General features: G+C 72.5%; 13 protein-coding genes. 6 read left to right on the top strand and 7 right to left on the bottom strand.

Annotated features, from left to right (window positions below; all coding sequences use genetic code 11):
- The 6 genes from ACFQQJ_RS01065 to ACFQQJ_RS01090 form a co-directional block, all read right to left on the bottom strand.
- Positions 1-396 (bottom strand): cytochrome c oxidase subunit 4, encoded by a 396-nt coding sequence (locus ACFQQJ_RS01065; RefSeq protein WP_377103203.1) that lies wholly within the window; start codon positions 394-396, stop codon positions 1-3.
- Positions 393-2,018: a cytochrome c oxidase subunit I gene (ctaD, locus tag ACFQQJ_RS01070; protein ID WP_377103940.1), complete on the bottom strand. Its 1,626-nt coding sequence runs from the start codon at positions 2,016-2,018 to the stop codon at positions 393-395. The genes ACFQQJ_RS01065 and ctaD overlap by 4 nt, the downstream gene beginning before the upstream one ends.
- 74 nt (positions 2,019-2,092) lie before the next feature.
- Positions 2,093-2,806, bottom strand: a complete 714-nt coding sequence (coxB, locus tag ACFQQJ_RS01075) for a cytochrome c oxidase subunit II (protein WP_377103942.1) — start codon at positions 2,804-2,806, stop codon at positions 2,093-2,095.
- Positions 2,807-3,016: 210 nt separating this feature from the next.
- Positions 3,017-3,367 carry a HesB/IscA family protein gene (locus ACFQQJ_RS01080; RefSeq protein ID WP_377103204.1) on the bottom strand — a complete coding sequence of 117 codons (351 nt, stop codon included), beginning with the start codon at positions 3,365-3,367 and terminating at the stop codon, positions 3,017-3,019.
- Positions 3,368-3,461: 94 nt separating this feature from the next.
- On the bottom strand, positions 3,462-4,418 hold the full coding sequence (locus ACFQQJ_RS01085) for a glycerate kinase (protein ID WP_377103205.1): 957 nt from the start codon (positions 4,416-4,418) through the stop codon (positions 3,462-3,464).
- The gene (locus ACFQQJ_RS01090) at positions 4,415-4,759 is read right to left on the bottom strand and encodes a hypothetical protein (protein ID WP_377103206.1); all 345 of its coding nucleotides are present in this window, start codon (positions 4,757-4,759) and stop codon (positions 4,415-4,417) included. Before ACFQQJ_RS01090 ends, ACFQQJ_RS01085 begins: the two co-directional genes overlap by 4 nt.
- A gap of 77 nt (positions 4,760-4,836) precedes the next feature.
- On the opposite strand from ACFQQJ_RS01090, the gene ACFQQJ_RS01095 reads away from it, so the two are divergent.
- A complete protein-coding gene (locus ACFQQJ_RS01095) occupies positions 4,837-5,415 on the top strand; it encodes a DUF3043 domain-containing protein (protein WP_377103207.1) in 579 nt (192 codons plus the stop codon).
- A 2-nt stretch (positions 5,416-5,417) separates the two neighbouring features.
- Entirely contained in the window at positions 5,418-5,621 is a 204-nt protein-coding gene (locus ACFQQJ_RS01100) for a hypothetical protein (RefSeq protein WP_377103208.1), read from the top strand.
- Positions 5,622-5,633: 12 nt separating this feature from the next.
- Here the strand turns inward: ACFQQJ_RS01100 and ACFQQJ_RS01105 are convergent, their stop codons facing one another.
- Positions 5,634-6,377, bottom strand: coding sequence for an IclR family transcriptional regulator (locus ACFQQJ_RS01105; RefSeq protein WP_377103209.1), 744 nt, complete (start codon positions 6,375-6,377; stop codon positions 5,634-5,636).
- Positions 6,378-6,454: 77 nt separating this feature from the next.
- Here ACFQQJ_RS01105 and hutH point away from each other — a divergent pair, with 77 nt between their 5' ends.
- Genes hutH through ACFQQJ_RS01125 form a run of 4 tightly spaced genes read left to right on the top strand, consistent with a single transcriptional unit; the run spans position 6,455 to position 11,929 of the window.
- Entirely contained in the window at positions 6,455-7,975 is a 1,521-nt protein-coding gene (gene hutH, locus ACFQQJ_RS01110) for a histidine ammonia-lyase (protein ID WP_377103210.1), read from the top strand.
- Entirely contained in the window at positions 7,972-9,624 is a 1,653-nt protein-coding gene (gene hutU, locus ACFQQJ_RS01115) for a urocanate hydratase (RefSeq protein WP_377103211.1), read from the top strand. The genes hutH and hutU overlap by 4 nt, the downstream gene beginning before the upstream one ends.
- A complete protein-coding gene (locus ACFQQJ_RS01120; RefSeq protein WP_377103212.1) occupies positions 9,621-10,808 on the top strand; it encodes an allantoate amidohydrolase in 1,188 nt (395 codons plus the stop codon). The genes hutU and ACFQQJ_RS01120 overlap by 4 nt, the downstream gene beginning before the upstream one ends.
- Positions 10,805-11,929 carry a formimidoylglutamate deiminase gene (locus tag ACFQQJ_RS01125; RefSeq protein WP_377103213.1) on the top strand — a complete coding sequence of 375 codons (1,125 nt, stop codon included), beginning with the start codon at positions 10,805-10,807 and terminating at the stop codon, positions 11,927-11,929. The genes ACFQQJ_RS01120 and ACFQQJ_RS01125 overlap by 4 nt, the downstream gene beginning before the upstream one ends.

Consider the following 11,929-nt stretch of genomic DNA (forward strand, 5'->3'; position numbering starts at 1 on the left):
TCAGTGCTGGTAGTCGCGCCGGTAGTACTGGTAGGTCCAGCCGGTGACCGCCCAGATGCCCAGGCCCACCCCGAGGAGAGTGAGCCACCAGCCGAAGACCGGGCCGAGGCCCATCAGCATCACGGTGAGGGCGGTCCAGAACGGCCAGATGCTCGTGGAAGGGAAGAACCCGACCTCGCCGGCGCCCTCGATGATCTCGCCGTCCTTGCGATCCTCCGGACGCGCGTCGATCTTGCGCGACTGGATCGAGAAGTACGTCGACAGCATCCCGAAGAACGCCAGGGTGAGCAGCAGCGCCACCGTCCCGATGATCTCGCGGGAGACGAACCAGTAGACCGGTGCCACGGCCACGAAGAAGACCGTGATCATCACGAAGATCAACCGCTCGGCCTTCACTTCGCGTCTCCGCTCGTCAGTTCGTCGATGGTGTCCTGGGCCGGGTTGACCGGCTGGCGGAGCTCCGGACGGGACGCGTCGAGCGCGGGGGAGAACGACCGGATCGACGGCATCTTGTCGAAGTTGAACCGCGGCGGCGGGCTCGACGTGGCCCACTCCAGCGACCGTCCCCACCCCCACGGGTCGTTGGTCTTCACCAGCGGGGCGTTGCGGCTGATCCACACGTTCCACAGGAACGGGAGCATCGAGACCCCGAGCAGGAAGGCGCCGACGGTCGAGACCTGGTTGAGGAAGGTGAAGCCCTCACCCGGCAGGTAGTCGGCGATCCGTCGCTGCATGCCCTCCACGCCCAGCCAGTGCTGCACGAGGAAGGTCAGGTGGAAGCCGATGAACAGCAGCCAGAAGTGCAGCTTGCCCAGGCGCTCGTTCAGCATCCGTCCGGTGAGCTTCGGCCACCAGAAGTAGAAGCCCGCGAACATCGCGAAGACCACGGTGCCGAACAGGACGTAGTGGAAGTGCGCGACCACGAAGTAGGTGTCCGACACCGGGAAGTCCAGGGGCGGGGACGCCAGCATGATGCCGGTCAGGCCACCGAAGAGGAACGAGGTCAGGAAGCCGATCGCCCAGACCATGGGCGTGTCGAAGGTCAGCGCACCGCCCCACATCGTGCCGATCCAGTTGAAGAACTTCACCCCGGTCGGGACGGCGATCAGGAAGGTCATGAACGAGAAGAACGGCAGGTTCACCGCTCCGGTGACGAACATGTGGTGGGCCCACACCGAGATCGACAGGGCGCCGATCGCCAGCGTGGCCGCCACCAGCCCGATGTAGCCGAAGATCGGCTTGCGGCTGAAGACCGGCAGGATCTCGGTGATGATGCCGAAGAACGGCAGCGCGATGATGTAGACCTCGGGGTGCCCGAAGAACCAGAACAGGTGCTGCCAGAGCACCGCCCCTCCGGTGGCCGGGTCGAGGATGTGCGTCCCCATCCGGCGGTCGGCCTCCAGCACCAGCAGGCCCGCGGCCAGCACCGGGAAGCAGATCAGGATCATGATCGAGGTGACAAGGATGTTCCAGGTGAAGATGGGCATCCGGAACATCGTCATGCCCGGGGCGCGCAGCGTGATGATCGTGGTGGTGAAGTTCACCGCGCCGAGGATGGTGGACAGGCCCATCACGTAGAGGCCCATGATCCACAGGTCGCCGCCGATGCCCGGCGAGTTCACCGCGTCCGACAGTGGCACGTAGGCGAACCAGCCGAAGCTGGCCGCGCCGCCGGGGGTCAGGAAGCCCAGGCAGGCCGTGACCGAGCCGAACAGGTACAGCCAGTAGCTGAAGGCGTTCAGCCGCGGGAAGGCCACGTCCGGAGCGCCGATCTGGAGCGGCATGATCGCGTTCGCGAAAGCGACGAACATCGGCGTCGCGAACATCAGCAGCATCAGCGTGCCGTGCATCGTGAACAGCTGGTTGAACGTCTCGTAGTGCATGAACTGCAGGCCCGGGTAGGCCAGCTCTGCCCGGATCGCGAGCGCCATCAGGCCGGCGAAGGCGAAGTAGAGCAGCGACGTGATGAAGTACATGTTCCCGATCACCTTGTGATCGGTCGTGGTGAGCAGCTTCATCGCGAGCGCACCCCAGCGACGGCGCTCGACGAGCGGGCGGGCGTCGACCTCGTCGAGGCTCAGGCGGGCGACGGTCACTTCTGCTCCTCCCCTTCCGCTGCCGGGACGCTGGGCACGACGTTCGGGTAGACCGGGGCGGTGATCTCGCCGGTCTGGCCGGACGCCTTCAGCGTGTTCAGGTAGGCCACGTAGTCCTCCTCGCTGACGACGTGGACGGTGAACAGCATGGCGGCGTGGTACGTCCCGCACAGCTCCGCGCACTTGCCGGAGTAGGTGCCGATCTTGTCCGGGGTGACGTCGAAGGAGTTCAGGCGCCCGGGGATCACGTCCAGCTTGTAGTAGAAGGCCGGGATGTAGAAGGAGTGGATCACGTCGGCCGAACGCAGGTTGAACCGCACCGGCTTGTCCACCGGCAGGTACAGGTCGGGGATCTTGTCGATCGTGCCGGCCTCGTGGACGACGGCGCCGACGGCCGGGTTGGCGTCCTCCATGTACGAGAACGACCAGGACCACTTCTGGCCGACCACGTTGATGGTGTGCACCGGCTGGTCGGTGACCTTCGCCTGGACGCCGTTCTGGGTCTGGACGGTGAAGAAGAACAGCACGCCGATGATCAGGAACGGCACCAGCGTGTAGAGCAGTTCGAGCGGCAGGTTGTACTGGCGCTGCGCCGGCAGGTGGTCGTCACCCTTCTTGCGGTAGCGGACCATCACCCAGATGATCAGGCCCCACACGAAGACGCCGACGGCCAGTGCCGCGATCCACGAACCCACCCACAGGTTGCCGATCAGCGGGGCCCGGTCGGACGCCGCCTCCGGCAGTCCGAACCGTCCCCACTGGGCCACGGTCTCGGCACTGCAGCCGCTGAGGGCCACCGTCCCGACCAGGGCCGTCGTGGCCAGCACACGTCGCCTCGACCGTCCCTGTCGCCCCACGAGGTGCCCTTCCGGTTCGATGCCTGCTCTTGGAATGCGCGAAACCCTAGCTTCAGGGGCAGGTCAGTGGAAGCTGTCCCCACACGCGCAGGAGCCCGTCGCGTTCGGGTTGTCGATGGTGAATCCCTGCTGCTCGATGGTGTCGACGAAGTCGATCGTGGCACCGATGAGGTAGGGGGCGCTCATGCGGTCGGTGACCACATTGACGCCGTACCAGTCGGCGACGACGTCGCCGTCGAGGGTGCGGTCGTCGAGCTGGAGCTGGTAGCGCAGGCCCGAGCAGCCGCCGGGGGCCACCGAGATCCGCAGCGCCAGGCTGTCGACGTCCTCGTTGGAGATGAGGTCCTTGACCTTGGCGGCAGCCCCCTCGGTGAGGGTGATGCCGTCGGTGGTGACCTGGGAGTCGAGGGTCATATTGTTCCTGGATCCTTCCGGAATGAGGCTTCCTGCACTGCAACCGCCCCTGTGGGACGGGTATTCCGCAGTCAGGTCAGTCTACGTGAGGGGCTCAGGAACCCGGTACCCAGCCGGAGGCGATGCGTGCCGCCACGCCGGCCAGGGCTGCCGCGTCCACCGGCCCGGACGGCAACAGGTGCGCGGCCTCGATGCCGAGCGTGCGCAGCTCGCGGCGGGCGAGGCCCGTCCCCGTCGTGACGAGCACGCACGGGCGTTGGGCCTGCTCGGCCCACTCGGCGACGGCCACGACGACCGGGCCGCCGCGGTCCAGGGCGGACAGCTCTGTGCAGCCGGTGACGACCAGGTCGGCCGCCCGCAGCGTCCGTTCGAGGCCCGCCTCCCGGTGGCAAAACTGCGTACCGCTGAGGAGCCGTCCCTCGGACGCGAGGATCGCCAGCCCCGTCCCGCCGGCGGCCCCGCCACCGGGCGCGACCGCCAGGCCGTCCCCCCACTCCGCGGCACGGGCGGCAAGCGCCGCGTCGGCGGCCAGGAGTTCGGCGACGTCGAGGCGGGCGGCGAAGGCCCGCCGGGCCAGCCCGCCCCCGATCCCGGTCGCCGGGAGCTCCAGCTCCTCGGCGGGCACGAGCCCGGTGACCACGCGTCCGGCGAGGGCCGCGCCGGCCACCTCCCGCAGACCGGCCCCACCGTCGTGGGCGGTGACGCCGGTCAGGTCGAGCACCACCTCGCGGTCGTCGGGACGAAGCGACGCGACCAGCCACTCGCCGACGTCCGCTGTGCCGGCCTCCGGCGCCCAGGGTGCCGTCTGCGGTTGCTGGAGGCCCACCAGGAGCCGTCCGTCGCCACGCACGAGCCAGCGATCGCCCTCGATCCGGGGCGACACGCCCCACAGGGCCGCGACCGCGATCGCCAGCGGCGGGCCGCCGGCAGCGACCGGCACGACGGCCACCTCCGCGGAAGGCGCGAAACCGCGGCCGAGGGCTGTCCCCGCCGCGACCGGGTCGAGGTCGCCGATGGCGCCGGTGACGACAGCGACGCGCAGCCTGCTCACGCCTGCTCCGGGAACGGCGGTTGCTCGAAGCGCCCGGACGGCGTCTCGGGGGGCAGTTCCACCGGCTCGACGGCCCCCTCGCCGTGCAGGCGCCGCACGGCCTCGCGGAGCGCGGCGGCCTCGTCGCGCAACCGGCCGGCGCGCACGGACAACTCGTCGAACCGGGCGGCGAGGGCCTGCTCGCGCCGCAGTGCCTCGGGCGGGTCGAGGCGCGGCCGGTCGAAGGCGAGCCGCCGGCGGGCAGCGGCGACGTCCGCGAGGTCGGCCCGCACGTCGTGGAGGGAGGCGAGGGCGCGCTGGTAGGCGAGCTCTGCCGCCTCGCGACCACCGGCTTCGACCACGTCCGACTCCCCTCGTTCCCCGGGCCGCCGAGTGACCTAGGATGTGGCAGTCATGTTCGCACCAAGCGAGGTTTGAAGTGGGACTGTTCCGCCCTTACGAGCGCCCCGAGGGTGAATCGGCAACGCCCGAGCCCACCCCGGCCGCCACCCCCGACACCGCCAGGGCGGTGGGGAAGGGCGCGCCCACCCCGTCGCGTCGCGAGGCGGAGGCCGCCCGCCGCGAGCGGCTCAACCCGACCCTGTCGCCCAAGGAGCTCCGCCAGCGCGAGCGCGCAGCGAAGAACGCCCTGCGCGACGAGCAGTTCGCCCGCACGGAGGCGGCTCCCGGCAAGGTGCTGATGCGCGACTACGTCGACTCCCGGCGCGGGGTTGCCCAGTGGTCGATGCCGATCCTGATGATCACGCTCGCCCTCTCGCTGGTCATCAGCGGGTTCGGCAACGACGCGGCGCTGGCCGTCACCGGCTTCACCTACTCGATCTTCCTGCTGATCGCCGTCGACCTGTTCCTGACCTGGCGCGGCTTCAAGAAGCTGCACGCCGAGCGCCTGCCGAAGGAGCCCCTGAAGGGGCTGGTCGGCTACATGCTCAACCGGGCCATCAACATCCGCCGGCTGCGGCTGCCCGCGCCGCGGGTGAAGCCGGGCGACCAGATCTAGCCGTGGGCTACTACTGGGCGGTAACGCCGGAGCCCACGGAGGAGGACGCCGCAGAGCTCGGCCTCGAGGTCGAGTTCGACGACCAGGGCCAGGCGGAGGCGTGGCTCACGACGAGCTACCTGGAGCTCTCCGGTGCCGGCATCCACGAAGTGACCCTGTACGAGAACGACCGGCTCGTCTACGGGCCGATGAGCCTGGACGACTGACCGCAGGGGCGGTCAGCGCAGCCGGGCGGCCAGCGTCTCCACGGTCGCCCGCAGCCGCTCCAGCACCCGGTCGCGGTCGACCGGCAGCGGGGCCTGCCAGGTGACGGCGACCGCCGCGAGGTTCGACGGCGAGGGCACAGCCACCGCGACGGACGCGAAGCCTTCCGTGACCTCGGAGTCCTCCTCCGCGAATCCCTGCCGGCGGGTGGCGGCGAGAATCCCGCGCAGCTCGGCGAGCGTCCCCGGCCCGATGGCGGTGCGCCGCACCAGCGCGGCACGCGACGGGTAGAGGGCACGCACCTGCGCGGGGGGCAGGCCGGCGAGGATGGCCCGCCCGGACGCGGTCAGGTGGGCGGGCAGCCGGACGCCGACGTCGGTCACCAGCCGCGCCCGCCCCGCTGCACGCTCCTCGACCAGGTAGACCACGTCGGCGCCGAACAGCACGGCCAGGTGGGCCGACAGTCCGAGGGAGTCGACCAGCCGGGCGATCGGCAGCCGGGCCAGCCGGGTCAGGGGCGCCTGGCGGGTGTAGCCCTGGCCGACCTCCCACGCGGCGACGCCGACGCCCCACATCTGGTCCTCCGGGTAGTGCACGACGAAGGACTCAGCCGCCATCGCGTGCAGCAGGTGGTAGGTCGTGGAGCGCGGCAGCCCGATCTCCGCGGCGATCCGCTGCGCCGGGACGGGTGCGGTGCGCCCGGAGAGGAAGCGCAGCACCCGCAGCGCCGCGGTCGCAGCCGGGACGGGACGACTCATGGCACCAGTCTCGCATCCGAGACAGCAGTGCCGGGACGGGCGTTCACGCCCGGCCCCGGCGGGGCTTGAATGGCTCCATGGTCGAGATCGCTGTGGGCACCGGGCCGCTGGCCCGTACGGACGTGGTCGCGGTGGCGCGCGAGGGCGCCCGCGTCCGGCTGGACGAGGGTGCGCAGGCGGCCATCAGGGCCTCCCGCCGGCACATCGACGCGCTGGCCGCCGCCGGCGACGGCGTCTACGGCGTCTCCACCGGGTTCGGCGCGCTGGCCACCCGCAGCATCCCCGCGTCCGAGCGCACGCGGCTCCAGCGCAGCCTCATCCGCTCCCACGCCGCCGGGAACGGCCCGCTCGTCGAGGACGAGGTGGTCCGCGCGCTGATGCTGCTGCGGCTGCGGACGCTCGCCGGCGGCCACAGCGGCGTCCGGCTGGAGACCGCGCAGGCCTACGCGGCGCTGCTCAACTCCGGGCTCGTGCCGCTGGTGCACGAGTACGGCAGCCTGGGCTGCTCCGGTGACCTGGCCCCGCTCGCGCACTGCGCGCTGGCCCTGATCGGCGAGGGCGAGGTGCGCGACGGCGGCGTGGTGCGGCCAGCGGCGGAGGCGCTCGCCGACCACGGCCTCGCCCCCGTGGTGCTGGCGGAGAAGGAGGGCCTGGCGCTGATCAACGGCACCGACGGCATGCTCGGCATGCTCGTGCTCGCGCTCGCCGACCTCGAGGTCCTGCTCGACACCGCCGACCTGGCCGCGGCCATGAGCGTCGAGGGCCAGCTCGGCACCGATCGCACCTTCGCCGCGGACCTCATGGCGCTCCGTCCCCAGGTGGGCCAGGCCACGAGCGCGGCCAACCTGCGCCGGTTCCTCGCCGGCTCCCCGATCGTGGCGAGCCACCGGCACGGCGACGGCGTGGTGCAGGACGCCTACTCGCTGCGCTGCACCCCGCAGGTGCACGGCAGCGTGCGCGACGCCGTGGACCACGCCGCGACGATCGCCGAGCGGGAGCTCGCGTCCGCCATCGACAACCCCTCCGTGCTCGACGACGGGCGCGTGGAGTCCCACGGCAACTTCCACGGCGCGCCGGTGGCGCACGTGCTGGACTTCCTCGCCATCGGCGTCGCTGACGTCGCCGGCATCAGCGAGCGCCGCACCGACCGCTTCCTCGACGTCGCCAGGAACCGCGGGCTCCCGCCCTTCCTGGCCGACGACCCGGGCATCGACTCCGGGCTGATGATCGCCCAGTACACCCAGGCAGGGGTGGTCTCCACGCTGAAGCGGCTGGCCGTCCCGGCCAGCGTCGACTCGATCCCCTCCAGCGCCCTCCAGGAGGACCACGTCTCGATGGGCTGGGCGGCCGCCCGCAAGCTGCGCACCGCCGTGGACGGGCTCGCCCGCGTGCTCGCCGTCGAGGTGATGGCCGCGGCCCGCGGCATCGACCTGCGCGCCCCTCTGCGTCCGGCCCCCGCGACGGCCGCGGCGATCGCCGTGCTGCGCGCGTCCGTCCCCGGGCCGGGCCCCGACCGCTTCCTCGCCCCCGAGATCGAAGCCACCCACCGACTCGTCGCCAGCGGAGCGCTGGTGGCGGCAGCGAAGGAGAACTCATGACGCACGATCCCGTCCGCGCCCCCCGGGGGACCGCGCTGAGCGCGAAGTCCTGGCAGACCGAGGCGCCGCTGCGCATGCTGATGAACAACCTCGACCCCGAGGTGGCCGAGCGGCCGGACGACCTGGTCGTCTACGGCGGGACCGGCCGCGCGGCGCGCTCGTGGGAGGCCTTCGACGCCATCGCCGCCACCCTGCGCGACCTCGAGGACGACGAGACCCTACTGGTGCAGTCCGGCAAGCCGGTCGGGGTGTTCCGGACGCACGAGTGGGCCCCGCGGGTGCTCATCGCCAACTCCAACCTCGTCGGCGACTGGGCCACCTGGCCGGAGTTCCGCCGGCTGGAGGCCAAGGGGCTGATGATGTACGGCCAGATGACGGCCGGCTCGTGGATCTACATCGGCACCCAGGGCATCCTCCAGGGCACCTACGAGACGTTCGGCGCCGTGGCGCGCAAGCGCTTCGGCGGCACGCTCGCCGGCACCCTCACCCTCACCGGCGGCTGCGGGGGCATGGGCGGAGCGCAGCCCCTGGCGGTCACCATGAACGAGGGTGCGGTGCTGATCGTCGACGTGGACGCCGGCCGGCTCGCACGGCGCGTCGAGCACGGCTACCTCGACGAGTACACCGCCGACTACCCGACCGCCGTGGAGCGCGTCCTGGCGGCGAAGGCGGAGCGGCGCCCGCTGTCGGTGGGGCTGGTGGGCAACGCCGCGGAGGTGTTCCCGCGGCTGCTCGCCGAGGGCGTCGCGGTGGACGTGGTCACCGACCAGACCTCCGCGCACGACCCGCTCAGCTACCTGCCGATCGGCATCCCGGTGGAGGACTGGCACCGGGTCGCCGCCGAGGATCCGGCCGGGTTCACCGACCGCGCCCGGGCGTCGATGGCGCGGCACGTCGAGGCCATGGTCGGCTTCCTCGACGCCGGGTCAGAGGTGTTCGACTACGGCAACTCGTTGCGGGCCGAGGCAGAACTGGGCGGCTACGACCGGGCGTTCGCCTTCCCCGGCTTCGTGCCGGCCTACATCCGTCCGCTGTTCTGCGAGGGCAAGGGCCCGTTCCGCTGGGCGGCCCTCTCCGGCGACCCCGCCGACATCGCCGCGACGGACCGTGCGATCCTCGAGCTCTTCCCGCACGACGAGCACCTGCGGCGCTGGATCACCAAGGCCGGCGAGCAGGTGCACTTCGAGGGTCTCCCGGCACGGATCTGCTGGCTGGGCTACGGCGAACGGCACCTGGCCGGGCTGAAGTTCAACGAGATGGTCGCCTCCGGAGAGCTCTCCGCGCCCGTCGTGATCGGGCGGGACCACCTCGACTCCGGCTCGGTCGCCTCTCCGTACCGGGAGACCGAGGCGATGGCAGACGGCTCGGACGCGATCGCGGACTGGCCGTTGCTCAACGCCCTGCTCAACACGGCGTCCGGCGCCACCTGGGTGTCGCTGCACCACGGCGGTGGCGTCGGCATCGGCCGCTCGATCCACGCCGGGCAGGTGGTCGTCGCCGACGGCACGCCGCTCGCGGCGGAGAAGATCTCCCGGGTGCTGGTGAACGACCCGGGCACCGGGGTCATGCGGCACGTGGACGCCGGCTACGAGCGGGCGCGCGAGGTGGCCCGGGAGCGCGGCGTCCGCATCCCCATGATGGAGCAGTGAGCGTGGGCGCCAACGAACTGCTGGCCTCGATCGGGGACGTCGGCCGGACGCCCGGCGGCGGGTACACCCGGCTGGCCTGGGACCCGGCGACGATGGCGCTGCGCGAGTGGTTCGCCGGGGAGGCGCTGGCGCTGGGGCTCGACCTCGTCGAGGACGGCAACGGCAACCAGCTCGCCTGGTGGGGGCACGGCCCGGACGCGCTGCTGGTGGGCTCGCACCTGGACTCCGTCCCCGAGGGCGGGCCTCTGGACGGGCCGCTGGGCGTGGCCTCCGCCCTGGCCGCTGTGGGCGCGCTGAAGGCCTCGGGCTGGACCCCCTCGCGCCCCCTGGCGGTGGCCAACTTCACCGACGAGGAGGGCGGCCGCTTCGGGATCGCCTGCCTGGGCTCGCGGCTGGCCACCGGCGCGATCGCGCCGGGGACCGCGCTGGGGCTGCGCGACGAGGACGGCACGTCGCTCGCCGAGGCCATGCAGGCGCAGGGGCGCGACCCTCGCGCCGCGGGTCCCGCCGACTGGCTGACCGACGTGAAGTACTACGTTGAGCTACACGTCGAGCAAGGCCGCTGGCTCGCTCCCCACGGGGCGGCCGTCGGCGTCGCGTCGGCGATCTGGCCGCACGGCCGCTACCGCTTCGAGTTCTGCGGACAGGGCAACCACGCCGGCGCCACAGCGATGGCCGACCGGCACGACCCGATGCTCGCCTACGCCGCCACCGTGCTGGCTGCCCGCGAGCTGGCGTCCGCGTCCGGGCAGCGCGCCACCCTGGGGCGCCTCCGCGTGGAGCCGGGCAGCACCAACTCCATCCCGTCCCGCGTGACCGCCTGGCTGGACGCCCGCGCGTCCGACCAGGGCGAGCTCGAGGCCCTCGTCGCCGGCATCACCGCGCGCGCGGAGGCCGCGGCGGCCGCCGACGGCACGACCGTGGCGCTGACGCCGGAGTCGGTCACCGGCGCGGTCGAGTTCGACCACGCCCTGCGCCACCGGCTCGCCGGCCTGCTGGACGCCCCGGTCCTTGCGACCGGCGCCGGGCACGACGCGGGCATCCTCGCCGCGCAGCTGCCGACGGCGATGCTCTTCGTCCGCAACCCCACCGGGGTCTCCCACGCCCCACAGGAGTCCGCGACGCCAGAGGACATCGACGAGGGCGTCGCGGCCCTCACCCGGGTGATCGGGGAACTCGGATGAGGTCCCACCCGGCCTTCGCCGACTGCCACTCCCACGCGTTCCACCGGGCGCTGCGGGGGCGCGCCGTCGGCGGCGCGGACTTCTGGGGCTGGCGCGACGGCATGTACGCGGTCGCCCAGGCGCTCGACCCCGACCTCTACCACCGGCTGGCCAGGGCGACCTTCGCGGAGATGGCGCTCGCCGGGATCGGGGCCGTCGGCGAGTTCCACTACCTGCACCACGGGCCGGGAGGCGTGCCGTACGACGACCCCCATGCGATGGCCGACGCCGTGGTCGCCGCGGCCTGGGAGGTCGGGGTGCGGATCTGCCTGCTCGACACCTGCTACCTGCGCGCGGGCTTCGCCGGCGAGCAGCTGCACCCCGCGCAGCTCCGCTTCGTGCACGGTGACGCGGACGAGTGGGCCGCCGGCGTCGCCGGCCTGGCCGCCCGGTACGCCGGCAACCCGGCCGTCGTCGTCGGGACCGCCATCCACTCCGTGCGCGCCGTCGACGAGGCGTCCCTGCCGGTGGTCGCCGCGGCCCTCCCGGACGCGCCGCTGCACGTGCACGTGTCCGAGCAGCCCGCGGAGAACGAGGCCTGCCTCGCGGCGACCGGACGCACCCCGGTGGGCCTGCTGGCCGACGCGGGGGTGTGGGAGCCCCGGACGACCGCCGTCCACGCCACCCACCTCTCCGACGCCGACATCGCCACGCTGGGCGCCGCGGGCGGGTACGCCTGCTTCTGCCCCACCACGGAGGCGGAGCTGGCCGACGGCATCGGCCCGAGCACACGGCTGCGCGATGCCGGGGTGCGGATCACCCTCGGCTCGGACTCGAACACCGTCATCGACATGTTCGCCGAGGCCCGCGGGCTCGCCATGAACGAACGCCTGGCGTCCGGGCGCCGCGAGGGCTGGACGGCAGCCGAGTTGTGGCGGGCCGCGACCACCGACGGCGCCGCGTCGCTCGGCTTCGACGGGCTCGGCGGGTTCGAGCTCGCCGGTTCGGTACGCACCGCCGGTGCGCCGGAACCGCTGTGGGCGGCGTCCGCCGCCGACGTGGTGGCCCCCGACGGGCTCGACCCGGAGTGGGTGCGTGCCGAACTGTCCGCCGTCGTCGACGAGGTCTGGAGGCGCGTGTGA

It is taken from the genome of Propionicimonas sp. T2.31MG-18, assembly GCF_964266745.1.
In the GTDB taxonomy this organism is placed as follows: Bacteria; Actinomycetota; Actinomycetes; order Propionibacteriales; family Propionibacteriaceae; genus Propionicimonas.